The following is a 26,424-nucleotide window of genomic DNA, read 5'->3' as shown; positions in this document are numbered from 1 at the left end:
ATGTTTAAATTTCTGTTTTCAAAGTAATACACAAATAAGTATTTGAATTACATGAAATTATCCTTTGTCTGATGCTTTTTTGCGATTATAAAACTGTTTTACTAAATTATAATATTTTTTAATGAATGGGCTCGTATAAATTAGAATGTTTTTGTTTTAAAGAAGTATATAAATTTAGTAATTGGAAACTGGTTTGGAGAGAAATGGAGACGAAAACATCCAAAGCATTTTTGGATCAAAATTTTATAGGATTTTAGTATTCATCGTTTTTTAAATTAATAAAGGAATTTAAATTTAACGTTTAAACATAAATAATAAGACCAATCCGTAAAGAGGTGTAAGTTCAAACCATTTATACTCACGTATTTTATAAGAATAACTTTTAAAGTACTTTTCTCTTAGTTTAGTAAGGTTAGTATAAAAGGATTCTCTAAAAGATATAGCATCGTTTTGCGATTTTAAGGCAGAATATTTAGTTTTTACCTGTTCTATTCTAATGCTTTTTTTACTGTTGTTAGCATAAAAGTTTATAGCAGCAAACCACCGTAAATCGGATTGAACGGAATATAATTTTTGTTGCTATTTCTAATGAATAAGTCAGTCTAGTATTAGACTGTTGAAAAAAGCGACCAATTTCAAAATCGTAGTTGTCGTAATTTTTAGTTTCGTTCTCTATGCTGTTTGTCCATATGTAAAAAACTAAATTTATTGTTAGTAGTGTAATTAATAAAATATTGCTTTCCGTTTATTTTTCATACTATGTGCCTAAAGAATTAGATGGCCTTGTAATTATAACCGAGCCATCTATTCGTGTTATATTTTTATAATTTCTATTACTTTATTTTAGAAGTAAATAACGTCATTACATAGACGATCAAATTTTATTACACTTCTAAAGTGATAACCATTTCTGTAATTAAATACGCTATGTATTGAATTATTATCAGAGCTTTTACCTCCTATTAAAAAATGATAATTTCCTTATTATAAAGTAGGTCTTATTAAAAATTATAATATAAATGATCTTTCCATTGATCAATGCCTAATAAATTCCATTTTTCTTGTTGGTAATATGCGATGTTATTTTCAAGCTTACGGATATTGTCTTTGACAGGTACTTTCTTTTTTGAAAATAGTTTAACGAGTATTCTACCCACAAAGTCATTATTATCTTTTAGATCTTTTAAATAATTTTTTTGGCTGGTCAGCTTTTCTTCAATTTCTAAAACAGCTTTATAGAACGATTTAATCTCAATATCTATATTTTTTAAATTACTATAGAGTCTTGTATTTTGGTCGTAGATATTTTCATTTTCCAAATCAAAAATTTCCCCAGGTTCTAAAAGTCCATATTTTTCGGTCTTAGAAAGTGAAACTCTAGTGTTTTCAATTTTTTCATTAAGTAATTTTTCATCAAATAGTCTTTTAGATTTTAGTGTTTCTAAAAAATCAAATAATTTACTTTTTCCTTTTTCTAAATTACCTGTTAAGGCTATTTTTTGTTTGTTATCCCATATAATGGAATTGCACATTTGAGTTTCTTGACTGATCAGTATTTTATAAGCTAATGGAATATAATACTCGCTTTCTGACACTCCAGAAATGGTCTTTTTAATTGCTTTTTCTAGTTTACATTGGTTGTAATTAAGGGAGTATAAATAACTTCTATTTGCCATATTATTGATGATTTACCTCTTTTAAATATTCAGGAAGGGGTATGTTTATAGTATATGAAACACTACTGTTTTATCTTGTATTTTAATTGCTTTTAATCAAATGTAGGGTATAGTAACGCTATAAAAAGGGGTGAATCTATATTTGGGTTGATGTAAACAATATTCGCATACTTTTGAATATTTCACATCGTAAAAAGATTAAATTTCCCTATGTTGGTATTGGGATTTTTCTGTTTTAATTCAGACAGAAATTGAGTGAAATTTCTATTCTATAAAGTGAAGTTGTGTCTGAATTTAAATTCAACTTGTTCATTGTTGTGCAGTGCAATTAATTTCCAAATTCGTCTATTGTTTTCTTTAGATAGAGTGTGTTTAATCTCCATGATATTAGCAAAAGGTATGGAGATTACTTTTTGCTCATTATTCACTATATAAAAAACGTCATTATGATAATAGTGATTTTTCGTGGAGATTTTTTTTAAGGAACTAAAGTCAGTTGTAATGTCTTCTGAAAATTCAATAGTATCTATTTGGTTCTTTCCATTTGAAAAGGGTGATAATATATAACTCCCTATTACTAGGGAGATAATAAACGAAAGTAAACCAATAGTCCAAAAAGGCATTTTGTTTAGCACCATTGTTAACAGTAAAAGTGCGAAAATTAGAGTAATAAGAACAGTCTTTAAAATTTTAGGTTTCATTATTTTTCAATCAACTCTCCTTTATAATTATAGCTTTTTTTACCATAATCAAATTTATAGATTCTCTTTTTGTTATCATCTTCACCAAAAAAATTGATATAATCTTCTTCTGTATCTACTAATACTTTCGCATTTACATCAATCAGTTTATAGGTACCATTAAATTTTACTGCTGTTAATCCATCTTCAAAATCTTTGGCATCATCATATTTAAATGGAATTACTAGTTTACCTTTACTATTCATAAATCCTATTTTCCTGTCAGTATTGCTAACCATTATTCTATCATCAGATTGTTTATCATAAACTTTAGTAACACCTGGTAATAGCATTGCATTAGCATTCTCATCTAATATGAAATGTTTATCATCAATAGTAATTCCAAATACTATATTTCCAACTTCTTGAAGAAGCCAATATGAATTAGATCCAATTGGTATGTTGTTGGAAGTAACAAGTGTATAATGTTCGTTTTCTTGTTCTGGTAGTATCCCAATAAGACCATTGCTCAGAGCTTTTATATCATAAACTAATAATGTGTCTAATTGTTTTTCAGTCCTGTTTAAATAATAAAAATGATTATAATCTTCATAAAAATTACCACCTATATTTTCTAAACCATCAAATCCATTTAATGTAATTACTTGTTCACCTTTGTTATTTAAAAGTACAGTTGCATCTTCAGTTTCCATTGCAATTAAATCATCACTGTCTTTAAAAGGCTTATAGTTTCGTGCAGTGAATATAATTTCCCTATTTTCAGAATCTTTTTCGAAATATAACTTTAAGGATTTTACATTTCCATGATAATAGTACTGTCTGTGAAAAATGCCATCATTGTCATTAAAGAATTCTAAGTTGGATAAGTTGTCTTTCAAATATTCTTGAAATTCAGCCGTATTTTCAAAGTCATCATCGTTTAATTTTTCTTGTAACTTTTTTAAGTAGCTTAACATTTCAGTAAATACACTTTCCATTTCACCGGGAGCCACGCCATTGTTAGAATAACCACTTCTATCTAAAACCTTACCTTCTTTGTTATAACCTTGTATTCTAACAGGTGCCGGAAGTGTATCGCTCATTGTAAAATAAATATAATTACCCTCTGCTTTAACCAAGCTAATTTCTCCACCGTTATAACTGGCAGTTGGATTGTCTACAGAGATTTCAACAACATCATAATCTTTTACATAAGTTACTTTATAAGTAATATCAATACTATCAATTGGTTTTGTTTTTCCCCAGCTTTCATCAAAAGTAAAATCTACGTCATAGTTTGATATACTATCCGTGCGTACCTCGCCATCATGATAGTAGATTTTATTTGGTATAAATATTTGAGACACACCTTCTCCTAGGTTCATTGGTTTAGAAGAATCTGAGTTGTTTTTTGAAAATTCTAACTGGCTTTCATAATCTTCATAAGTTTGCACAAAAACAACATCATTAAATTGGTGAAGAGCTTTTCCAAAACCTGAGGTATCTATTTTAAATTCTTCTTCATATTTTTCATCTTCCTTATTAATTATTTCTATATCATTGGAAAATGTACTTTCAAAGAATTTTGAAAAAGATTCAAATTGTTTGACATTGCTATTCATTTCTTCTTTAATCTCTTCCAATGATTTATCGTCAAGTTTTGATATAAAATGATCTAGTTCTTCATTGTCTATAGGTTGTGATTTAGAACAACCAACCACAATTAATAGTACTGGTAGTATAAAAAATAATTTTTTCATTATCTGATTATTTTGAGTTCGTTAGATCCTTTTGGTTGGTATAAGTAATGGTTGAATGTCGCATTATAGCCTTTTCCAGTAAAAATGATCATATCTGATTTATCCTTGGCATAGGTGTAAATTAATTTTCCTCCATCATTAAATTCAATTTCAAAATCATTTGCTAGGGTGTACTTGTAGCTGGAGGTTTGAATAGCTAAATAGGCTTCCCATTCATTTCGTGCGGTTTCAAAATTAGTATCAAAATCTAATTGTTGCATTTCGAAATCTTTTTGATAGAATATATCGTTAATTGCTTGCTTATCTTTCGCTAAAATGGCCTTTCCTAATTTATCATATAATGCAATTACTTTATCCTTTAAATTTTTGTCATTTATTAAATTGACACCATCAGTCCATGCTATAGGGTAGTAGGGTAGCGTAGAATTAAATTCAGCATTAAATACAATAGAATTACTACCATTTAGAGCTGTTCTTACGATTTCTTGAACAGGTTCATTATTACTTTTATTAATAATGGTAGCCGAAAAATAAGCTTGTTCATTAAATGTTTTTGAACCCTCAATTTTACTAGGTTTAACTATTATTTTTATTGAAGAATTAGGCCCAGTAATGTAGTTGTTTAAATTAAATTCAGTAATATTAGTAGACTCTGTAATGATTATGCCGTTAAGAATTATATCATATAGGCAATCATAAGCTCTTATATTTAGTATGTATTTAGGTTGGTTTTCAAAAGTTTTAATCTCCTTATGAAGGTTTGCTAATGGTATAGTGTAGGTTGGTTTATAGTTTATAGTTAACTCAGCATAATCTTTATCTCCAAAAGCCGCTAAATGTTTACCATTAACTAGTTTGATTTCAAGTTTTTTATTTTCAGTTTCATCTTTCCATTCAAATTCGATGTTATTACTATAGGTATCTGACATCGCTGTTAATCCTTTTTCAGCCTCTATAGCTTCCAGTAAATTTTTGGCAGAAAAGTTAAGGGTGTCTGTGGTCAGTAAAGTGTAATTATCAGTAATAAGAGCACTTTTTACAGGTACTCCAGCATAGTGCATCCCTTTTAAAGTGATTTCTTGAAAATTGGAAGTACTGTCAACGTTTTCATCTTTATTTTCAAGTTGCATTTTTGTAATTAATGCTTTGGTTTCTGCCAACGACTTTATTTTTGAAAAATCATATTTAAGCGTGTCACTACCACATGAAGTAAATGTGAAGTTGATAGTTAATATGAGTAAAATTATAAGGTTTTTCATTAGTTGAATATTAAATATTTATTCTTGTTTTAAGACGATTGTTAAAGAATCAAAATCTTTAAATACACCTTGAACTGTTTCTTCTTCTTCTTCTTCTTCTTCTTCTTCTTCTTCTTCTTCTTCTCCTTGTAGGTTTATACTTAATGATATCTGTTTGTTGTCAGTTTCCCATTCATAACTAATTCTAGTTGTTCTTTCGCTAGTTTCTGGTTCACCATATAATTCAAATAATTTAGCTTTTATTTTTTCATAGTCTGCGTTTTCATTAAACGGTTTAATGTTTATCACTTTACCGCTCCAACTATCACTAAATGTTACTTTATTAACAATAACACCGTGAAATCGTAAGAAACGTTCATCATCAAATTCAATTTCACTATATTCTTCACTAAACGGTATACCTTTAAAATGAGCTTTTATATCGGTTTCATAGGTGATGTCTTCTACGTTTTTGATGAGTCCTTTATAATCTATTTGGGCGTAACCAAATAAGGAGGTAAATAATAGGAGCATGGTTAGTCTTTTCATAAGTTTTTTTGCTGATTAGCTGTTGTATTTGTGATTTAATACCGCAAACATATTATAATTTAAAATTGATTGAAATGACTAATATATATTCGTAGTAGTTTGGTAAATATTTGAAATTCGACCGTAGTATTTATTATATTTCTTAATGAAATTTGCCTTTTACCTTATTATTTTAAGCTCGTCAGATCCTTCTGGCTGGTACAACATGTAAGACATTTGGGTATCTATTGTTTTTCCATTGAAGATGAGCATATCTGAATTGTTTTTAGGGTGTATGTATACCAATTTTCCGTCAGCATAATATGTCATGTTAAAACCTTCTGATACGGAGTAATTTTTTGCAGGTTCATTGAGTGTAATAATTTCTTTCCAAAGTTTTCTCGTCGTTTCAATTTTGGTATCAAAATCTAATTGTTGAATTTCATATTCACGTTTATAAAGTAGGTCATTAATGGCATTTTCATCGTTCTCTAAAACTGCTTTACCTAGTTTCTCGTAAAGAGCAATTATTTTTATAGATAACTTTTCATCCTTTCGTAAATCAACGCCATTTTTCCAAGCTTCGGGGTAATATGGTAATTTAGAATCAAACTTAAATTGAAAAACAACTGGTTCATTGCCTTCAAGTAAGGTATTTTCGAGAGCTTTTATAGAATAAGTAGCATGTTCTTCTATTATCATGGCAGATAGGTTTGAATATTCTCTAAAACGCTGAACCTTTCTTTTACTGATAATTCCATTTTCAGGATAAGATATATATCCAGGATTTGCTATTATTTTGATAGAAGAAACCTTATCTGTAATATAATTGTTTAAATCATAATTTTTTGTGCCATAAGTAGGCTTGATTTCAATACCATTTATGTAAACATTAACTTCACATTTTTGTGAATCAATAATTAGTTTATATCGCTGTTGGTTTTTAAATGCTTTTAATTCAACAGATGTGTTGGTAGGCGGCTTTAATTTAGAAACCTCATGGTTGTCTTGACTATAAGAAGTTGTAAAAATACTTATTAGCGTAATAATTAAAATTATTTTCTTCATACTGTTTTTTATGGATTGCGATTAAAGGTGTGAATTTTCAAATGAGGATACTTTTTTTTAAGTATATCAATTTCTACAAAACCTATGTCATTATGGTAATTGATGGTTTTAATTGTTGTTTTCTATTTCGGTACTTTCTATTATACCACCATTTTTTATAAAATCTTGGGTTTCTTCCTCTGATAGTACTTCTATTTCTACTATTTCAGGGTATTTGTTTTTGACTGAATCATCTTTTACCTCCTCTTTTTTTACTTCCTCTTCCTCTGTATTTTGAATAATTCTTAATGCTTGCGAATACTCTAATTCCATTTTTTTATTAGTATACTCAGATAATGAGGACAGTAAATATAAATAACACCCTACCCTCGTGTCTAAATTGGTAAATAAGCTACTTGGTAACTCTTTTTGTAAGGCTTCAAACAAGCTTAGGTTGGGGTGTTTCTCTTGAAGTATTCCAGAATAAATTTGTTCTATAAGCTGTCTGCTTGTATTGTTTAAAATATAGTAATTACTATTCTTAAATCTTTCTTTAGTTGCTGCATTCTCTAAACATTCTTTAGCCTTTTTTTCAAAATCATCTTTTGTTTTAATACTTTCTTTAAAAATTGTAGCTATCCATAGTTTATTTTCATAAAACTGTTTATCTACCTCCCCAGTATATACCGTAATATAATCATGATTACCTAACTGACTGTTGAATAAATAGTTTAAAAAGAAATCTCTATAGGCACTAGGTGAATTATTTTCTAGAATTTTTGCCTCAATTAACTTATTATCAATCGTCCTAAGAGATGAAGGTCCATTTTCGATATTTTCAATAATGCATTCGGCAAAATAATTAGTAGTATCTAATGCAATTGAACTATTTACTGCTGATGTTGGTTCAGCTGAATTATTTACTTCAGTTGTTATGTCAGAAATTTTTGTCTCCTGTAATTCACTTTTTGATATTGTATTATCTTCTATGGAATTATTAGAGGCCTTCTTATTGCAGCTATACAAAAGAATACTGCATATAATAATAGATACTATTTTTCTTTGGATCATATTTTAAGTTTTAACGAAGTTCGAAATCAAATTATTTAATTAGCACATTTGTAATGTCTCATTTTAAGTAAAGAATAGTATGTACGTTAAATAACCAATTAGGGATATTGAGTAGAGTGTTATTTTAGCTAAAACACCACTATCAGTTTGCGTATGCTTATTTGTAAAAGCATCTAGAATGGCATAAAGTAATATGATTAATAACGGTATGCCAAAAAGTAATTTGTAGTTTTTGTCTTCTAAGACAAAAAAACTAATTAATATAATCATCATACCAAAACCTGCTAAATTCATTTCTACATATTCATTAAGTTTGAATTTAGTTCGATAATTAATGACTCCAGATTGTGTATTCTTTTTGATGGTTGATACCACCTCGTGGTAATCTGTTAACTCTTTAGGAATAAAAATTTGTTTTTTTACAGCTCTTAACCGTATTCCGCTTTTAGTCTCACGGTAACTTTTTATATCTCTATAGCTTATTTTTGTGTTTTTAGCATTGGGTACTTGTTTCTCAATAGAGGTATCATCAAGTACATATTTTGTGGCTACAAAAACGCTTTTAGCTCCTTTTTTAGCAGAGAAAAACCCAGCAATTAAAAAAAATAGCCCAATGCCTGCCATAATGAGAGCAAAATTTTTATCCCTAAAAAGGTCGCCATCTTTAACGGCGTTGGCTATTACAAAACTTGTAAAAACCAAACAAATCAACATAGGATAAAGGGCAATTACTTTTTTAGTAGCCAACTTGTTAATTGCAGTATCTGAAAAGGCAAAAATATTCATAGATTTTAATTTTGAATTATTTTAGAGAATGCTTTTAATGTTGTAGACTTTAGCTTGTATTTTTTATAAAACTCCTCATGGGTCATTATTAATTCATCCCAGAAGTAGTAACCAAATTTATCTTTTGCATAAGGTCCAGCACCTATTTCTGAAGTGAAAGTTTTGTAATCTACATTTTTTAGGACTCCTGCTCGCTCTCCGTATATATGATGTTTGTCTTTTGCATAATGATCGCCTATGACATGAAAAGTAGCATAGTCTTTTGAATTGTAAACAGTAAACCTACCTCCATAGGCCATATCAAAATAATGATAAATATTGTTTTTGTCTTTATAAAATGTACTGCCTAAATGTATAAAAGAAGCGGTGTCTATTACTTTATTTAAACTTTGGTCGTTGTCAGTGAAATTTGAAATATAGTATTTAGTATTGCCTACTTCGGTAGCATAATCTATTTGAAGACCTAATTGCCCTTTTTTATTAATATAAAGATTGTCTTTAATAAGTTTCCATTGAAAGGAGGCGTTTATACTGTCTAATTCAGTTAGTATATTTTTGATTTTTTGATCTCTTGAAATGATATTGGTATCTTCATCTTTTGCAATATTATCATTTCTAGAATATGTTGTATCTAAGGCACTAGTTTGATCATTATTTGTTGTAATTTCTCTTTCTAAGAAATTAAAGCTGTCAACATCTGGACACCCTAATAGCATTAAAAAGGTGAGTAATGGAAAGAGTCTCGATAAATATCCAACGTTCATAATTTATTAGTTTTTTAGAAGTTTCTTTAAGCGGTAAAAATCTTTTGTGGCTATGGTATTTTGATATATTGTTATTTTTTGACCATTATCGAATGTCAACTTTACTTTTTGAAAATTTCGATACTTGTCGGTGTTTTTAAACAAGCTTATGAATATAAACGGACTTGTGCCTGTTTTATGTTTTTTAATTTGTTTTTGTTTCAACTTTTTTAAATCAGCAGTTTTAGTAAAAATACCCCCAAAATTTTTCTTTATTATTTGAGCATTTTTTATTTCATAACTTTCTATTTTCCAACAGCCAAAACATAATGTTGTAATTGATAAAGCAAGCCAGAAATAGCCCAACGGATGTTTCTGTAAAGAATCGGAAAAATAATAACCAATTAAAAATAAAATTCCTAACAAAATAAGTTCTGTGGCAATGCTATTATCTGGTTTTGCTTTCAATTGTTGTAATTTGATACTGTAAAAGTATAAGGTAATGTATACATATAAATAGGACAATTAATATTTGAACACTTTTGGTTAATATTCGATAAAATGCTGGAATACAATGTTTTTTAAGATTTTTTTGACTGTATCACTGTTGAAATTTGAATTAAACGGAAAATACTATAGCTGTAGAACATTATATTACTTAATCCGAGAATAATTACAGTAGAAGAAAAACCTTCTTTTATATAACCTCTATAAGTAATGTAGGTGAATAATGGAGCTAAAATTAAGACAGCGATATGTGGAGTTAATGATTTTTTGGTAATAATTTTTACGTTTGGATAGTTGGGTGTATTTTTCATCCGATCTTTCATTTCTTTTGCATAAAACGAAGAGAGTTCCTCAAATTCAGTTGAAAATCCTGTACCGCCTGCTATTAAATCATGGCGTACTAAATGTGTTATTCCCTGAAGGTTTTGTGTTTTAATAATTTTAATTTCGTCATATAGATTGGATATTAATTCGCTAATGCTAGTAAACCCAGCAATTTCTAAGATATCCAATAATAAATATTGATTGGGCTTTGTAAATTTGGAATGAATAAAGGAACGAAAATCGTTAAATATAGGGATGCTCTCTGGTGCATAACTTTCTAGAAACAATTGTGTTTTGTGTATGTTTTGAAGAAATGATTTTTTCTCAACTCTAAAAGATCCTGTATTGGGATTATTACGAAAATAATCTTCAATTTTATCATCATCTTCGGAATTTAAAAGTTCTTCAATTTCCAACCAGACAGGTTTTACATTATCTAATATCTCATCATCCAGTAATCCAATCCAAAAAAAAGGTAATGAATTGTTTGCTTCAAATAATAATTCATTTGAGTCTTTTTCTGTTTGAATGCTTAAATACGCTCTGTTACCCATAATTTAATAATACTCATTAAAAGTCTTTATGTCTAACCAACCTTGTTTGCCATCTCTAGATATCTTATAAAAAGAGCGAGTAATTTGCTCAATAGAATCAAATTGTGTGGTTTTATGATTTGGGTAAATTCCAACTTTACCTTCCTTGTATAAATAGATTAATCCATCTTTAGTATTCATTTCAATGTTGTCATAAACCAATGGGAGTACTTCGGTAACTTTTACATAGCCTTTTTTGTCCAAACCAATTGGTAAGGGTTTTAGAATAGAATCACCAGATTTTGTTATAAAATATTCGCGAGGTGCTTTAAAAGCAACTGCTTTTTCTGAATCATAAGTAAAAATACCTGTTTTACCGTTTTGAGTTACTTTTAGTAGTTTCGGTTGTATATTTATTTCACCAACGTAGCTGCTGTTACCATCCCACGAGAAGTGATTAGAATTATCTAAAAAACTGACCTTACTATTTTTAGGTAAATTTCGCAATTGTAATGTTTCTCCATACAATATTCCTCCAAAAGAACCTCTTGAAGTGCTAATGCTGAATGGTGTTTTAAGTTCTTTGTTTTTTTGAATACGATACTCGCTTGAGGATACCGTGCCGCAAACAAAATAGGATACAGGGGGCAATGTTAGTATTTTATTACCTTCACTATCAAAGTAATAAGCTCCTTCAGCATCTAATATTTCTATGCCGGAATGATAAAAATACACCTGTTGCAACGAAGGAATTTCTATCGACTTTAAAGCGAAATTATAAATTGAAGTACTAGATGAAGTTTTACCAATGATATATTGTGGGCTAATTAAGATGGAGTCAAATGCCTTTTTAAGTCTATCAGTTCCATAGTTGTTAACCAATCTATATTGGTGTGAATCCTTCTCTAATTTGTAAAAGTCCTCTGGATTAAAATAGGATAATAATTCTTTGTTTCTGAAGTTATAACGATCGTCATCTATAGAGATGTTGCTGTTTGTCATTGGTTTGTAATCATCAAACACCAGTAAGTTTTTATTTTTTAATGGAAGTAAAATTCCAAGTATAGAATTTCCTTGAAAATAAAGGTTGATATATTTGTGATTACCTAAACTTAAAATAAGTGTCGTAAGAAATTCTCTATCTTTTATGCTCCATTTTTCTGTTTTATCATCGTGTTGACTTTCAATTGAGCCTCCTAGACCAATACTTAACTGAGTTGTATACGTAAGCTCATTTATGCTGGTTATGTCTTCGGTAATAGGTTTTAATAAAGTGGTATTTTTTTCATCAGTTTCTGAATTATGCAGCATCCAATTGTTTTCTGATAATAATTTTTTAAAATCTAAAAGCGTATAGGGTGCTAATGCTGTTGTGTGAACAATATTATCATATTTTTCTTGAATTTCATGGAGTGTTTTTACGCTATCGTCTTTTTGTATTTCAAGTGAAATCACCTTGTTTTTATTCGTGCTTTTATCTAAATAAATTTCAATAAAATTACCATTATCATCTTTTTGAAACAAATAGTAATAGGCATCATTATCATATGCAATCAAATCTATAGTTGGTATTTTTATGACATCTTGTGCATTAATGCTTATCGATGTTAATAAAACAATTACTATAAAAAGAAATTTATTCATATGACTATACATTTACCTATTCTTTTAATTGAACACCTTTAAAATTAAAAACTTCATATTTAGAATTGGATTGTCCCTCAATGCTTCTACTGGTTTTAATTTTATTGCTAAAGATGTTTATACTTTTGTAAATTTCAGGTAATATTTGCTTTCCGTTTTTGTCATAGAGACCTGATTTATTATCAAAATTTCGGACTGTAAACAAGCCATATTCAATATGTATGTAATTATATTTCATAGGAATAACAGTTTCGCCTGTTTTAGCATTTATTACCCCAAATAGTTTTCTATGGCCTTCATTAGTGTTAGCTATTATCAGGTTGCCCTTGTGTATTTTTAGTTCATCTAAACTATAGAATACGGGTTTTAATTTGTTCTCCTTTAAGTTAAGGTGATGCAATTGATTCTGGTTATCATCGTAAGTCCCACTATAATAGTAGTCATTTTTAAATTTTAAATCTTCAAAGTTGGGTTGTATTTTCCATTTACCATCAATGCCTACTAAACCGTCTTTCCCGGAAACAGTATCTGTCGAAATATAATAACCATATGTATTCTCTTCAAGTTTTCTATATGCGTTTTTTTCGATTAAAATATTTCGTTTTCCAAAAATATTTTGTTCTTTTTTAATAAATAAATCAATTGAAGAAACATTTCCGTTAAAATAATATGTTCCTGTAAATAATTGTTGTGTACTTGTAGGTTCATTAGGTACGTTTTTTTTGATATATGCATCTAGTTTCTTTTTGTTCTTAAACTCATTATCTTTTAGTTTTTTAAGGGTGGATTTCTGAATAACCAATACTTTTTCAAAAAATAACAATTCTTTTTTTGAGGGTAAGGTATTACCAGACATGCCTTTTTTCTTTAATACATTTCCATCTTTATAAATAGCATTAATATCAACTATCCGCTCTTCTAACATCTTAGGCATAATCAGCGTAACTTCGTTTTTGTTTATTTTTTTTAAGATGATATCTCCTTCGGGTAAAGATATTTTGTTATTGACTATACCTAAGCTAACCTTATTAATAATTGGATATTGGTACTGCACTTCAATTGCTAATTTAGCTGCAGGTTTAGAAGATTCAATTTGATTACCTTTTCTAGAATTGCCAGGGCTATAAACCATAGTGTCGTTTACAGCAAGTGTTGTTTTATTTTTAAAAAATACTTTTTTTAATAAAAAAATAGGTTCTTCCTTTGTAGGAGTAGTATAGTATCCAGATTGGCTTATTTTTTTTCCGAAATCATAACCATAATAATCCAACTCAAGATAGTTAGTAGGGTAGAGTAGTTTTTCGACAAATTTTATAGAATCTAAATAGTTATTTATATGTTCTTCAATTACCAATGTGTCTTTTAAACCAAAAGCATCACGGAAATCAGATACTTTCAAAGTGTCATTTACTTCATGATCTGCTGGTGTCAGGATGATACTAGAATCCATAAAAGCAAGTAATGACTCGATAGATTGCACTTTTTTTTCAAGTTCAATTTGAGCTTCTTGTAGTTCCTTGTTTTGAGGTTTACAAGCAATACTAAATAGCAATAAAGATAATATGTAAATGTATTTTTTCATGAGTGATAATTTTATCTTCATTGGTTTAATTGATGAAGCTAAAATACTTTTAATTGTTAATTATCAATTATAAGAATATATATCTGCTAAGCTGAAATTTATATTCGTTACAGATTAAATTGTTTGTGTATTCAGTATTCTTTCCATTGCTATAACTTACTCCAATACTTCTATTTTATATATAATAAATTCAATATGAATTTCTATAAAGAAATAAATATAGTAGGCGTATTAATCTTAAAATTGATTTTATAATGTGCTTTTAGAAAGAAGAAAATAGAGTTTTAAAACATTGCTAAACCTAACCTCTGTTAGATGAGATAGAGATTGTAAGAAATGATATTTTAGGTTGTTATTATCTAAATATAGTCATTATAATGGTCGGTAAAAAAAGAAATAGTATAAGTATAATACCAGACCAAAACCAAAATGGTGTTTTGATAAAAGAATCTATTTCATCATATTTTCTTTTTAATGAATTATCCATTTCTTTAGGTGAAAGCGTTTTTTTACAATGTGTACATTCTGATACTCCAGTTTTACCAATAGGGAAAAATGGTATCCAATACAGATGTGCGTATTTACCAAAAATAGTAATATTGATAGGGGCCTGATTTTTACAGTGCTGACAAGTAGGACCTGTAACCCTTTCTGTTTTTAAATGTTTACTTCTACTTCCGTAAAATATCATAATATTAAAGTTTTTTAAATTTATAAATGGGGTACCGTTTGTGATATTTATTTGGTCAAAATCTTTGTTTAAACCTTCCTTTAATTGGATTAAATGAAGCAATTTTGTGGTAGTTTAGCCCATGTATTTTATTCTAAATGTAGATACTTAAATGGTTATGATATTATTTTTAACTTGCCATAACAAATTCAAATGTATCTCTTATAATAAGAATACTCTACCCTATATGAGGATAGAGTATTCTAAAATTTTATAATCCAATTTTTAAATGATGGTACTTTTCTCCTAACATACGTTTAAAGTGTAAGCCTATTAAGTTTTGCTTAACTAAATCTTTGTTGTACTCAGTACTCATCGCATTGGGTATGCCTTGTCCAACAACTTCTGTTATATAATCTTTTAAGATTAGGACAATTGGTTCATCTTTCATTGTAAAAGTCAGCTGGTATTCATTATGAACTCCAGCACCAAACTTCTTCTCTGTTTTTGCTGACTCAATTTGAGAAATTGTAGCACCGTTAATTTTATCTTTAGTAAAGAGTGTGTGACTATCAATTTTATCCTCAAAATAAGTGAGAAAATGAAGGTCATCACCACTCAAAACAAAGTAACACATTGCATCTTCTCTGGTGTACCTGGCTTTTACACCAACTAACCTCCAAGCTGCAGATTTTGCAACGTCTGTTGCAAGTGCTTTTGCTTTGTCTCCTAAAGAATTTGGAATTCGGCCTGCAGAAAAAGCATCAATAGGAGCGTTTTTCATTTCATTCTTTAAAAATGAGAATTTCCCATTTAAAAGTTCTTTGAAATATATAGAGGTATTCTCTTTTTGATTTATAACATTAAAATCCTTCGTTACGTTGGCCGTTTTCTTTTGTTGCATAAAATACCAACCAAAGGAAAAAGCACAAAGCACGATTACCAATATTATTGTTCCTGTTGTTCCCATAAATTTAAAAATTATTTCATTTGAGCTTTTAACTCTTCAATAGTTTTTGCCATAACAACGCCTGGTAATTTTATTGGAGAACCAATTTGAGCTAAAAATGTACCTTTTACTTCACCTTTTTTGTAAGTAGTAAAACCGATTCTATATAAACCTGTTGTCAATGCTCCTGTAGGGTCACCTACTTTACTTTTATATCTTAATAATGAGTTATAAGAGTTTCCACTAGGTTGCTTATATATTTCGCTAGTATCATCATTACTAGCTAACTTATGCCAAGATGCTGTTTTGTAAGTGTCAACTTTATCTTTAGAAATAATATCAGAACGCTCTAAAGTAATATAAGTATCAAAGAAATCTTTAGAAGATGCATTAGCATCATAAGTAGCTCCTTTTATAGGATCTTTTACTTTTACTTTATTAGCTGGAGAGATCATTCTAAGTCCCAATTCAGGTGCTACAGCAGGAATCCATACATAGATGTAATAGAATTTTTTACCATCTCTAACTTCATCTTCAGTATCTACAGCGGCATGGCCTAAATAACTAACGACATCGGTATAAGGAACTTTTTTTGTAACTGGGCCTACCTTCTTTTCAATAGAACTACCAAAAGCTTTAAGTTTTTGTGCACTTGCAGTGTTAACGGTGAAAGCTGCAATGGCAACTAGTAAACTGATTTTTAATGTTTTCATCTTTAAAATTTAAATTGATTAATTATTTATTGTGATTATTTGTATTCACTTGGCTAAAATAAAAGAACTTTGGAGCTTAATAGTGGAGCGATGTTTATTCGCGGCGGTTTGATTGATATTCGTTTTTTTTTGTTGTTTTGAAATAAAAAAACCTAATTCACCTGTGTTGGAATTAGGTCCATTTAATGTTTTTGTTCGTATGTCTTATTAAACAGTAAAGTTCTTTTTATACTAAATCGAAATAATTGTTATTCTCTATTGGTAATATTTGTACATACTTTTTCTAAATAGGTTTTAAAGTCAATATATTTCGAATCAGAGTCAAAGTTTTCTGCAAAAAATTCAAATCTATTTTTGCTATCCTCGCTATATAAAATAATGGACTCTCCATCGTCTTTATCATCCTTTACCCATAATTCGTTAATAGTACTGTAATTTAATAGTACGGTATCAGAGGAGCCTTTTGGAAAACTCATTGAAGTTTCGCCTAAACTTATTGGTTTTTGATTTTGTTTAGACTTTGAAGCTTTTATAAATTTATAAAATCCATAAGCAATAAATAGTACTCCAAGTATTCCTGGTACATAATAACTAATAGGATAGTCTAAGACCATATTACCTCTATACGAAAAACTTACTTTTTCAATAAAGGCATATATTGCTACCGCAATAAAAACAGCCGCAGGTGTGAAAATCCAAATTGAAAATTTTTCTTTATAATTGAAGGTTTTAGTGTTCATGGTTAGTTGTTTTGAATTTCTAATAAATAGTTTTCTACTTCGTTTGCTACTTTATTTTGTGAGCCAGAAATAATAGCGTGGATAAGCATCGCTAAAATACCTCGCTGAGTTAGTGTATTGATATAGGTACTTGGTGCAATAGGTCTTATATCAACAATGTTATTTTCTTTTAATACTACTTTTGCACCTGCCGTACCACTTTTTTTTATAACTATACATTGTTTACCTGCCGTTAACATCATTTCACCATCGTCAACCCATTGATCTTGTTGTATAGAGCAATCCATTGAAGTTTTAGTCTTTAAAAACTGTTTGATATTTTCAAGTGAATTGTATTCTGGTTGTAACTTACGTTTCATCTGTTATTGATTTTAAATTCAATTCCAAAACTAATAACGAACTAAGTTTAAATAAAGTGCAAATGTATATTTGCAATGATTATTTTAGTATTTGTTTAAGATGAATTTAAATTTGATTTATCAAATAAAATAATTATTTATTCTCCAAGTAATTTGGAAACAAACTCTTCTTTTCTTCGTGAAGCTACAGGTACTTTGACTCCTGATTTTAAATAAATATAACCTGTTTTGTCATATTTATCGATAAAATTTAAATTAACAACATACGATTGATGTGTTCTGATAAAATTTGAAGTAGGTAACTGTCCTTCAAATTCTTTTATAGGTTTAGAGGCGATATATGATTTGCCGTCAGAAAGGTAAAATGTAGTATAACCTTTGTCTGATTGGCAATATACCAATGCATCAAATTCAATAACTTGATAACCTTCTTGTAGTCTTAAAACTAATTTGGTTTTAGTATTGTCTATCAATTGACTTTTAACAACCTCTAATTGCTCTTTTTGAGTAACTACTTCAGTCGTTACTGCTTTATCAATAGCGGCTTCGAGCTCATCAATGTCTACAGGTTTTAAAATATAATCAACTGCTCCATTTTTTATAGCTTGTAGTGCATATTGTTCATAAGCAGTAATGAAAATAACTTTAAATGAGAGTTCCGTAGTTTGATCTAAGAAGTCAAAAGCATTGCCATCTGTTAAGTTAATATCTAAAAAAATAAGATCAGGTTTGCAAGCTTTAGTTACGGTAACGGCATCTTTAACCGATTCACATTCGCCAATAATTTCTATGTCTTTATTAAGACTTTCTACCATAGAAATTAAACCTTTCCTAATATATAATTCGTCTTCTACTATAAGGGCTTTAAGCATCTTTATTAATTTTATAAGGTAATATTAAGGTAACTAGCGTCCCTTTTTCGTTAAATTGTTGTCGGTCTTGCACATGAACACCAGATTCCATTTTAAATTCTCTTGATATGATTTTTAAACGCTCTGAGGTAATTTTTGTTGCTAACGATTTCTTTTTGCTGTTCGATTTATTAGTGTCAGAATCTACTCCAATACCGTTGTCACTTATTATACATGTTAATTTATTATCTTTAAATAAAATGTCTACATCAATTTTAGCATTTATAAAATCTTTTTTAAAGCCATGTTCAATGGCATTTTCAACAAAGGGTTGAATTAACATAGGTGGAATAAGTATGTTTTGAGACGGCAATTTATTTTTAAATGTTAAGGTGTAAGTAAATTGATTCTGACTTCTCATATTTTGTAAGTCTGCATAGTGTTGCACAGCATTTAATTCATCTTCAAGTTGGACTAATTTTTCTCTAGAATTTTCTAAAATTAATCGTAACAATTTTGAGAATTTAGAAAGGTAACTAACTGCTTTTCTATCCTCTTTATTTAAAATCATACCCTGAAGAACAGACAGTGAATTGAAAATAAAATGTGGTGTCATTTGCGATCGCAATAGTTTTTGTTCTACTAATACATTTTCATGAGCTGCCATTATATTTCTGTATTTGTATATAAAAAGCGTAGTAAGTAACCCTATAATTAATAATAATGATATAACGGCACCCCATAACATTTGACGTTGCGATAATTGTAACTGATCATCTATAACTTTTACTTTTTTTGTTAATGATACTTTACTGCTATTTGCACTTTCTAGAGCTTGTAATTTTTCATTTACTTTCTGATTGAATATATCTTGGTTAATTTTTTCTATTTCGTCTAACGTAAACATTGCTTTCTCAATGTTATTTTGTTTTTTAAATAGTTCAAAATAATTGTTATAAATAGCCTTTCTTGCGATTAAACTGTTGCCCTTTTGTAATGATTTCACGGCGGAATCTAAATGAATTTCAGCTTGTTTCCATTGCTTCAAATTTATATAAATATTAGCCATGTTAGATAGATTGATACTTGTGTTTTTACCCGTACTGTTATCTAAGGATATTGATTTTTTTAGATACTTAAGAGCTTCATCCCATTTTTCAATTCCCATTAAAGTCAATGCATAATTGTTGGTAAATAGAGACAGTTCTCTATATGGTTTGTGTGTAATTTTATTATAAACATCATACGCATCTTTAAACTGTTGGGTGTGATACAGCATCATGCCCCATTTAAAACATAACTTCTGATATTCTAATGAATCTTGTGTTCTAAATACAGTACTCGCCTCTTCACAAAATTTAACGCCTATTTCATATCTACCTAAATCAATTACGTTTTCAGCTTTTAAGTTCAAGGCTCTCACTAAATTTGTGGTATCTTTTTGAGCTAAACAAATGTTTTTCATCCTTTCGGCATACACAAGTCCATTAGAGTATTGCCCCATCCTTCCGTATGCTTTTGTTAAATAGAAAAGTTCATCTAAACTAAGCTCTCGCTTTTCGTCTTCAGAGCTTAAAATATCAATGACTTCTTGATATTCTCTATCTTTAAAGAGTTGAGGTAGGTCTTTTATTTCTTCACTCTGACTAAAAGTTGAGGTTATTGTAAAAAACAAAAATAAGCTTGTGAATATGTGTTTTGTTTTGCCCATTAATAGTTGAAAATAAACATATTTATTTTAGTTAACGATTAATTTCGTTTACTGTTGTTAATGAAGAGTACATTGATTTTTGTAATTCATCATATTTAACGAGAAAAACCAAGGTGTCTGAAGTTTTTAATACAGACTTCTTTTTATTAAAGTAATGTGTTAATTCTTCTGAAAATTTTAAACGTATGTCTTTATCATTTTCAAATTTATTGGTTTTTAAATACAAAGGTACACCACTTTCAATGAAATACTTGGTGTCCTTTTTTATTAAGAATTCATCCTTTTCTTCGTTAAAAAAGTCCATGTTCATTGCATATATATTTGTCGGAAAATTTTCAAATTGAAGATAGTAATAATATTTTTTTGAATAGTTTTTCCATTTTGTAGTATCCGCAGGTATATTGTATTTAAAGATACTGTCTAACTGACGTGTTTGAGACCTGTCAAATAAACGTTCCGTTAATTCATCTATCGATTCTTGTTCAGTTGCATTTTCTATATATTTATTTGTGGTTTCCGCTTTAAATCGAGCAATTTCTTTTTGATATTTGTAATTGCCTTCTATCCATAAAGTGATATACCCATCTGGTTCTATGCCAATGATAAATGTATAGGCAAAGACATCACCTTTGCCATAAATATCAAATACACCTCTGTTCGGATTACTCATTTTAAACAAACTATCAATTTTTTGATAAGGCAATTCAAAGGTGCCTTTAAAAATTTTACGTTCTCTGAGGGCCACCCAATGGGCAGATAATGAATCTGGTAATTGCATGTATTCTAAATCTAAGTTATAGGCTCTACCCCAATAACCAAAATCTTCATTGTTGAAAAGAGTGAATTTCTCGCCGTTTTTTGCTTTTAAAGTGAACACACCATCAATGGGGTGGTATTCCGCAAATCCAACCGCAGCGGTATAGTAATGTCGATCACTCTTCCAAGACTGAAAGTCATTATATTTATTTATGTTTAGTGCCACTAGAATAATACTAATAATTATAAACACTAATATTAGTTTATGAAGTCTCATTTTTAATTTTTATATGCTCTTGCCATCCCAATTGTATATGCTTCTAAAAAAGCCAAAATCAAGTAAATAATTAAACTAATGATTGTTAGAATTATAAATAACTTCTTTTTATTAGATTTTTCAAAATAGGATATAAGCCCTAATTGAATGGGTATAATAATAAAAAAAGAACTAGCTACCCTTTCGTCGTTGCCATATCCATAGAGGAAATTATAAAATAAAATAGTATTTGCTATCGCTAGAAAAAATGCTAATGTTCCATTAAAATTTGTTTTTGTTTTCAAGTTTATTTGCTTTGAATTGTTGCAGTATTATTTTATAAAAGCCTCTTGTTCAATAATGCTTTTTTGATAGGCTCTGTACGCAAAGTAAATAAAACCACAAGTAACAACACTCCCTAACAGCAGTACATTTGTTGACCCTAAATATTCTGAAATTTGCAACAATATTTTTTTTAAGCCTCTTCTGCTCCCAGAAACTTGAACATTTTCACCTGCTTCAAGTTGCTTGGCAGACATGTATATTGCAAATGTTAATATAGCGGGTATTAAGGTGTATATAGCTGGTTTTATCCAACCTCTGGTCCGAATTTTAACATCACTTTTCTTTAAGTTTACCTGTGACAAGATAGCATCTAAAACTTCATTATACTGTTGTAATGTAGCAAGATGTAATAGACACATTTCTTTTTTATCATTCTCTTTAAAGTAAACTTGATAGGCTAATTCATCTTCATATAAAACAATCTTTTCTATGTTTTTATAGACAATGTGATGTCGAGTATCTAAAATTCCTTTTTTACTATTGTTGAATTTTTCTAAAAATGCTTCTTTCGTTTTATAATCTTCATCAGTTACTTTTATAAAATCTTCAGAAATTAAAATATTCTTTATATAAGTGGCATTCGTATTTATAATAAATGTATCCATGAATTGTCATTTTGAAGCAATAAAAGTAGATTAAAAATGACAACAATAAATAGGAAAACGATATTCGTGTAGTTTTAATTTATATCCGTTAAAGGAAGTGTTTTATTAGCACAATCCTATAAAATGGAAATTTTTTGATTAAAACTCTTTGAATCTTACTTGTAATTTAATAGTTCCCTTTGACGATGTGTTAACTTAAAATGAAGTATTATAAGAATTAATAGAAATATATAAGTTGCTTAAATAGAGGTGTTTGTGGTTTAAAATGTTAATTAGTTGAATGTTAAGGTAGGAACTTTTAGTAACGAATTGTTTTATAAGTGTAAGTGAAACATAAAGTAAACTTTTTAAAAGTCCCTAAAAAGAAACATTTGCAGAAATTAATCAACAGAAAAAGAAATATCTCGACGGAGATAAAAAATAATTCAATCCAATTTACATGAAAAAAGACTTTCCATTTAGGGAAGTCTTTTTTGCGTTTATGAAGTGCTAGTGAAGTAAATCTGATTATCCAATAAGTAATGACCAATTGTCATACACTTTACTTATAAAGAAAACCAGAAACACCATACTTATTATAAATTTTACTGTTGTTGAGAATAGAAAACCTAAAAAAGATCCGAAACTAGCTTTAAGGGCACGTTTAGTATCTGTACTGTCAAAAACCATTTCTCCAATAAAGGCTCCAACAAATGCTCCGATAATAAATCCTAAAGGAATAGGGGAGAATAAACCTATTATCAACCCTATCGTGGTGCCAATTGCCCCTGATTTACTTCCACCAAATTTTTTAGTGCCCATTGCGGGAATTATATAATCAAGCACCCAAATAAGTAAAGCAACCCCTAGGGTGATCCCTAAAAACGTCCAGTTCATAGGTATGGCATTTGTTAAATGTAAAACCAATAAGCCCAACCATCCCGTAAGTGGGCCAGGTAATATCGGTAAAAATGAGCCAATTAAGCCTAGTAGCATTAGGCATCCGCCCAGTATAAGTAAAAGTATATCCATTATTAATTTAGTATTTATATGCAATATAGCAATAAGTGTGCTAAAGTTTATAACTAAAAAATTAGTTTAAACTAATTTTTTAGTTATATTTGTCATGTGGGAATTTATAAAAGTAAAAAAATGAAACAACTAACAAAAGCTGAAGAGCAAATTATGCAGATTATGTGGCAATTAAAATTGTGCACAGTAAAAGAAATGATTGAAAAGTTTCCGGAACCAAAACCAGCCTATAATACGGTATCTACCATAGTAAGGATTTTGGAAGATAAAAACTTTGTAGATCATGAAACTTTCGGAAAGGGATATAAGTATTTTCCTTTAGTTAAAAAATCTTCCTATAGTAATCAGAGTTTACACAAATTAATGGATGGTTATTTTGGAGGTTCATTTAAAAGTATGGTATCCTTTTTTGTGGAGAAAAATGATGTCAGTGTAGGTGAGTTGGAGGGAATATTGAAAGAGATTAATAAGTTGGAAGACCAGAAAAAAACTAAGTAATAAAAGTAAGAAAAATAACTTCGGTTCACGGTCTGCCGTCTTCCGACTAATATTTTAATCATGCTAGACTACATCATCAAAGTCCTATTATTTCAAACGCTATTTCTAGTAGTGTACGACTTGTTTTTAAAACGAGAGACTTTTTTTCAATGGAACCGCTTTTATTTGATGACAACTTCAGTGTTGGCTTATGTTATTCCGTTGGTGAAAATTGACCGTGTACAAGAAATCATTCCCCAAGAGTATGTGGTACTATTGCCTGAAGTGGTGTTGAATCCTTCTACAGTAATTAAAGAACAATTGGGTCAGCCAATTACATTTTTTTTAGTGTTAAAAGTAATTTTTTGGCTTGGTATTGCCGTTGCCAGTATTTTGTTTGCATTAAGGCTTTATAAGTTATTCAGATTAATAACTACCCATGATAAGGAATTCAAACCTAGTTATTACTTGGTATGGTTACATAACAATAAGGCATTTTCTTTCTTTAACTATATTTTTTTAGGAAAAGAAACCAATAATAAAACGCAAATTATTGAGCATGAATTGGTGCATGTAAAACAAAAGCACAGTTTAGATTTATTGTTTTTTGAATTACAAAAAATTGTGTGTTGGTTTAATCCATATAGTTATTTATACCAAGCACGAATATCTGAATTACACGAATTTATTGCCGATTCAAAAGCGATAAAAACGGAAAATAAGGCTACTTATTTTAACCATTTATTAGCAGAAACTTTCGGCGTACAAAACATATCATTTATCAATCCATTTTTTAAACATTCATTACTAAAAAAACGAATACTTATGTTAAACAAAAGTAAATCAAAACAATTATTGAAGTTAAAATACTTGTACACACTGCCAATTTTAGCTGGGATGTTAATGTACACTTCATGTAATACTTCTGATTTTCAGAATAATCAAGACAATGATTTAACTCCAACTTCAATGCAAATTAAATTAAAAAACACATTGGTTGATTTAGTAAAAGAGAGAATTATAAAGGGTACCGCAACTAATGATGACTTAAAATATATTGAGAAATTAAGTTTCTCACTGACCTTTCCAGTAACAGAGAAAGACTATAATCAGAAAGATAGAATTTTGGATATGTTTTTGAATATGAAGAGAAGGACTAATAGATCAAAAGAACTTTACACTAATAATAATATTCCATCGATGACTAGATTTGAGCTAGACGGTTTTATATTTAATAAAAATTACAATAATTTAAAAAATGAGGACATACCTAAAATTTTAAAAATTATAAAAGATTCAGTTAAAAGACATGAACACGATAGGCAATTGGTTATACAAAGGAAAGTAGATAACTACTTAATTAATAAAAGTAAAGGATTGAATTAAATTTTAAATAATTATGTTAGACTACATCATTAAAGTCCTATTATTTCAAACGCTATTTTTAGCGGTGTATGATTTGTTTTTAAAACGAGAGACTTTTTTTCAATGGAACCGCTTTTATTTGATAACAACTTCAGTGTTGGCTTATGTTATTCCGTTGGTGAAAATTGACCGTGTACAAGAAATCATTCCCCAAGAGTATGTGGTACTATTACCTGAAGTAGTGTTGAATCCTTCTACGGTAATTAAAGAACAATTGGGTCAGCCAATTACACTTTTTTTAGTTTTGAAAGTAATTTTTTGGTTGGGTATTGCCGTTGCCAGTATTTTGTTTGCATTAAGGCTTTATAAGTTAGTCAGATTAATAACTACCCATGATAAGGAATTCAAACCTAGTTATTACTTGGTATGGTTACATAACAATAAGGCATTTTCTTTCTTTAACTATATTTTTTTAGGAAAAGAAACCAATAATAAAACGCAAATTATTGAGCATGAATTGGTGCATGTAAAACAAAAGCACAGTTTAGATTTATTGTTTTTTGAATTACAAAAAATTGTGTGTTGGTTTAATCCATATAGTTATTTGTACCAAGCACGAATATCTGAATTACACGAATTTATTGCCGATTCAAAAGCGATAAAAAAGGAAAATAAGGCTACTTATTTTAACCATTTATTAGCAGAAACTTTTGGAGTGCAAAACATATCATTTATAAATCCATTTTTTAAACATTCATTACTAAAAAAACGAATACTTATGCTAAACAAAAACAAATCAAAGCAAATACTGAAATTTAAGTACGTAGTGCTAGTTCCTGTATTAATGGGAATGTTATTGTACACTTCTTGTGAGAAAAGTGAGCCAATATTAGAAAATGATAATGAGCTGGAAGAATTGTTGGAGCAAGACCCAGAAACCCAAAAATTTATTGATGAGAGATTAGATAAAATCATTGAGGAATTGAATAAGATGAATAATTTAACTGATATAGATTCAGAGAAAAAAAACGAATTAAAAGAACAATTTTATCAGTATCTACTTAAAAAGAGAGAGCAAACAAAAATTTATGGAGTAGTTGAAACACAGCAAATTGGTGAAGTAGTTGTTGAAGAAGGTGTTCCTTTTGCAATAATTGAAAATTCTCCCGTTTTCCCGGATTGTGAAAATGCTGAAGACACAAAGGAATGCTTACAACAAAATATTTCAAAGTTTGTAGGTCAAAAGTTTAATACGAATTTGACCAAAGGTCTAGGGCTAGATCCAGGTAAAAAGAAAGTGTATGTAATCTTTAAAATTGATAAAGAAGGTAATGTTACTGAGGTAAGAGCTCGTGGGCCACATGCAGATTTAGAGGCAGAAGCTATTCGTGTTGTAAAAAGTCTGCCTAAAATGATCCCTGGTGAATATCAAGGTGAAAAAGTAGCAGTGAAATATACCTTGCCTATTACGCTAATAGTTGAATAAATTAATCTAAA

The 26,424-nt window shown here is 29.0% G+C and carries 27 protein-coding genes; 3 read left to right on the top strand and 24 right to left on the bottom strand.

Going from position 1 to position 26,424, the window contains the following annotated elements; translation table 11 throughout:
• Window positions 1-1,001 precede the first annotated feature (1,001 nt).
• The 24 genes from FF125_RS19075 to FF125_RS18960 form a co-directional block, all read right to left on the bottom strand.
• Window positions 1,002-1,676, bottom strand: coding sequence for a DUF7822 domain-containing protein (locus tag FF125_RS19075; RefSeq protein WP_138951468.1), 675 nt, complete (start codon window positions 1,674-1,676; stop codon window positions 1,002-1,004).
• A 269-nt stretch (window positions 1,677-1,945) separates the two neighbouring features.
• The gene (locus tag FF125_RS19070) at window positions 1,946-2,299 is read right to left on the bottom strand and encodes a hypothetical protein (protein ID WP_138951467.1); all 354 of its coding nucleotides are present in this window, start codon (window positions 2,297-2,299) and stop codon (window positions 1,946-1,948) included.
• Between the two features lie 77 nt (window positions 2,300-2,376).
• The gene (locus FF125_RS19065) at window positions 2,377-4,116 is read right to left on the bottom strand and encodes a WG repeat-containing protein (RefSeq protein WP_138951465.1); all 1,740 of its coding nucleotides are present in this window, start codon (window positions 4,114-4,116) and stop codon (window positions 2,377-2,379) included.
• Window positions 4,116-5,375, bottom strand: coding sequence for a hypothetical protein (locus FF125_RS19060; RefSeq protein ID WP_138951463.1), 1,260 nt, complete (start codon window positions 5,373-5,375; stop codon window positions 4,116-4,118). The genes FF125_RS19065 and FF125_RS19060 overlap by 1 nt, the downstream gene beginning before the upstream one ends.
• An 18-nt stretch (window positions 5,376-5,393) precedes the next feature.
• On the bottom strand, window positions 5,394-5,903 hold the full coding sequence (locus FF125_RS19055) for a hypothetical protein (RefSeq protein ID WP_138951461.1): 510 nt from the start codon (window positions 5,901-5,903) through the stop codon (window positions 5,394-5,396).
• A gap of 159 nt (window positions 5,904-6,062) precedes the next feature.
• Complete coding sequence (locus FF125_RS19050) at window positions 6,063-6,950, bottom strand: hypothetical protein (RefSeq protein WP_138951460.1); 888 nt, start codon at window positions 6,948-6,950, stop codon at window positions 6,063-6,065.
• Between the two features lie 108 nt (window positions 6,951-7,058).
• Window positions 7,059-8,000, bottom strand: a complete 942-nt coding sequence (locus FF125_RS19045) for a hypothetical protein (RefSeq protein WP_138951459.1) — start codon at window positions 7,998-8,000, stop codon at window positions 7,059-7,061.
• A gap of 63 nt (window positions 8,001-8,063) precedes the next feature.
• Window positions 8,064-8,786, bottom strand: coding sequence for a hypothetical protein (locus FF125_RS19040; RefSeq protein WP_138951457.1), 723 nt, complete (start codon window positions 8,784-8,786; stop codon window positions 8,064-8,066).
• A 5-nt stretch (window positions 8,787-8,791) separates the two neighbouring features.
• The gene (locus FF125_RS19035; protein WP_138951455.1) at window positions 8,792-9,550 is read right to left on the bottom strand and encodes a DKNYY domain-containing protein; all 759 of its coding nucleotides are present in this window, start codon (window positions 9,548-9,550) and stop codon (window positions 8,792-8,794) included.
• Window positions 9,551-9,556: 6 nt separating this feature from the next.
• Window positions 9,557-9,997: a hypothetical protein gene (locus FF125_RS19030; RefSeq protein ID WP_138951453.1), complete on the bottom strand. Its 441-nt coding sequence runs from the start codon at window positions 9,995-9,997 to the stop codon at window positions 9,557-9,559.
• A gap of 113 nt (window positions 9,998-10,110) precedes the next feature.
• On the bottom strand, window positions 10,111-10,914 hold the full coding sequence (locus tag FF125_RS19025) for a hypothetical protein (RefSeq protein WP_138951451.1): 804 nt from the start codon (window positions 10,912-10,914) through the stop codon (window positions 10,111-10,113).
• A 3-nt stretch (window positions 10,915-10,917) separates the two neighbouring features.
• Window positions 10,918-12,537, bottom strand: a complete 1,620-nt coding sequence (locus FF125_RS19020) for a hypothetical protein (protein ID WP_138951449.1) — start codon at window positions 12,535-12,537, stop codon at window positions 10,918-10,920.
• Window positions 12,538-12,553: 16 nt separating this feature from the next.
• Window positions 12,554-14,119, bottom strand: coding sequence for a WG repeat-containing protein (locus FF125_RS19015; RefSeq protein ID WP_175418967.1), 1,566 nt, complete (start codon window positions 14,117-14,119; stop codon window positions 12,554-12,556).
• A 355-nt stretch (window positions 14,120-14,474) separates the two neighbouring features.
• Window positions 14,475-14,912 (bottom strand): hypothetical protein, encoded by a 438-nt coding sequence (locus tag FF125_RS19010; RefSeq protein WP_138951446.1) that lies wholly within the window; start codon window positions 14,910-14,912, stop codon window positions 14,475-14,477.
• Between the two features lie 148 nt (window positions 14,913-15,060).
• Window positions 15,061-15,759: a hypothetical protein gene (locus tag FF125_RS19005; RefSeq protein ID WP_138951444.1), complete on the bottom strand. Its 699-nt coding sequence runs from the start codon at window positions 15,757-15,759 to the stop codon at window positions 15,061-15,063.
• Between the two features lie 11 nt (window positions 15,760-15,770).
• On the bottom strand, window positions 15,771-16,451 hold the full coding sequence (locus FF125_RS19000; protein WP_138951442.1) for a LipL32 family surface lipoprotein: 681 nt from the start codon (window positions 16,449-16,451) through the stop codon (window positions 15,771-15,773).
• A 248-nt stretch (window positions 16,452-16,699) separates the two neighbouring features.
• The gene (locus FF125_RS18995; RefSeq protein ID WP_138951440.1) at window positions 16,700-17,191 is read right to left on the bottom strand and encodes a hypothetical protein; all 492 of its coding nucleotides are present in this window, start codon (window positions 17,189-17,191) and stop codon (window positions 16,700-16,702) included.
• A gap of 2 nt (window positions 17,192-17,193) precedes the next feature.
• On the bottom strand, window positions 17,194-17,550 hold the full coding sequence (locus tag FF125_RS18990) for a hypothetical protein (RefSeq protein WP_138951438.1): 357 nt from the start codon (window positions 17,548-17,550) through the stop codon (window positions 17,194-17,196).
• A 137-nt stretch (window positions 17,551-17,687) separates the two neighbouring features.
• The gene (locus FF125_RS18985) at window positions 17,688-18,422 is read right to left on the bottom strand and encodes a LytR/AlgR family response regulator transcription factor (protein WP_138951436.1); all 735 of its coding nucleotides are present in this window, start codon (window positions 18,420-18,422) and stop codon (window positions 17,688-17,690) included.
• Complete coding sequence (locus tag FF125_RS18980; RefSeq protein ID WP_175418966.1) at window positions 18,415-20,076, bottom strand: histidine kinase; 1,662 nt, start codon at window positions 20,074-20,076, stop codon at window positions 18,415-18,417. The genes FF125_RS18985 and FF125_RS18980 overlap by 8 nt, the downstream gene beginning before the upstream one ends.
• A gap of 67 nt (window positions 20,077-20,143) precedes the next feature.
• Window positions 20,144-21,145 carry a DUF2931 family protein gene (locus FF125_RS18975; RefSeq protein WP_138951433.1) on the bottom strand — a complete coding sequence of 334 codons (1,002 nt, stop codon included), beginning with the start codon at window positions 21,143-21,145 and terminating at the stop codon, window positions 20,144-20,146.
• Between the two features lie 2 nt (window positions 21,146-21,147).
• Window positions 21,148-21,429: a hypothetical protein gene (locus FF125_RS18970; protein WP_138951431.1), complete on the bottom strand. Its 282-nt coding sequence runs from the start codon at window positions 21,427-21,429 to the stop codon at window positions 21,148-21,150.
• A 27-nt stretch (window positions 21,430-21,456) separates the two neighbouring features.
• Complete coding sequence (locus FF125_RS18965; RefSeq protein ID WP_138951429.1) at window positions 21,457-22,074, bottom strand: hypothetical protein; 618 nt, start codon at window positions 22,072-22,074, stop codon at window positions 21,457-21,459.
• Between the two features lie 507 nt (window positions 22,075-22,581).
• Entirely contained in the window at window positions 22,582-23,085 is a 504-nt protein-coding gene (locus FF125_RS18960; RefSeq protein WP_117879631.1) for a DUF456 domain-containing protein, read from the bottom strand.
• A 120-nt stretch (window positions 23,086-23,205) separates the two neighbouring features.
• Here FF125_RS18960 and FF125_RS18955 point away from each other — a divergent pair, with 120 nt between their 5' ends.
• The 3 genes from FF125_RS18955 to FF125_RS18945 are packed head-to-tail and all read left to right on the top strand — an operon-like array spanning window position 23,206 to window position 26,413.
• Window positions 23,206-23,583 (top strand): BlaI/MecI/CopY family transcriptional regulator, encoded by a 378-nt coding sequence (locus FF125_RS18955; protein WP_138951427.1) that lies wholly within the window; start codon window positions 23,206-23,208, stop codon window positions 23,581-23,583.
• A gap of 60 nt (window positions 23,584-23,643) precedes the next feature.
• The gene (locus FF125_RS18950) at window positions 23,644-24,948 is read left to right on the top strand and encodes a M56 family metallopeptidase (RefSeq protein WP_138951425.1); all 1,305 of its coding nucleotides are present in this window, start codon (window positions 23,644-23,646) and stop codon (window positions 24,946-24,948) included.
• A gap of 13 nt (window positions 24,949-24,961) precedes the next feature.
• Window positions 24,962-26,413, top strand: coding sequence for a M56 family metallopeptidase (locus FF125_RS18945; protein ID WP_138951423.1), 1,452 nt, complete (start codon window positions 24,962-24,964; stop codon window positions 26,411-26,413).
• Window positions 26,414-26,424 lie beyond the last annotated feature (11 nt).

It is taken from the genome of Aureibaculum algae (genome assembly GCF_006065315.1).
In the GTDB taxonomy this organism is placed as follows: Bacteria; Bacteroidota; Bacteroidia; order Flavobacteriales; family Flavobacteriaceae; genus Aureibaculum; species Aureibaculum algae.
This window is presented reverse-complemented; position numbering and strand designations above follow the sequence as displayed.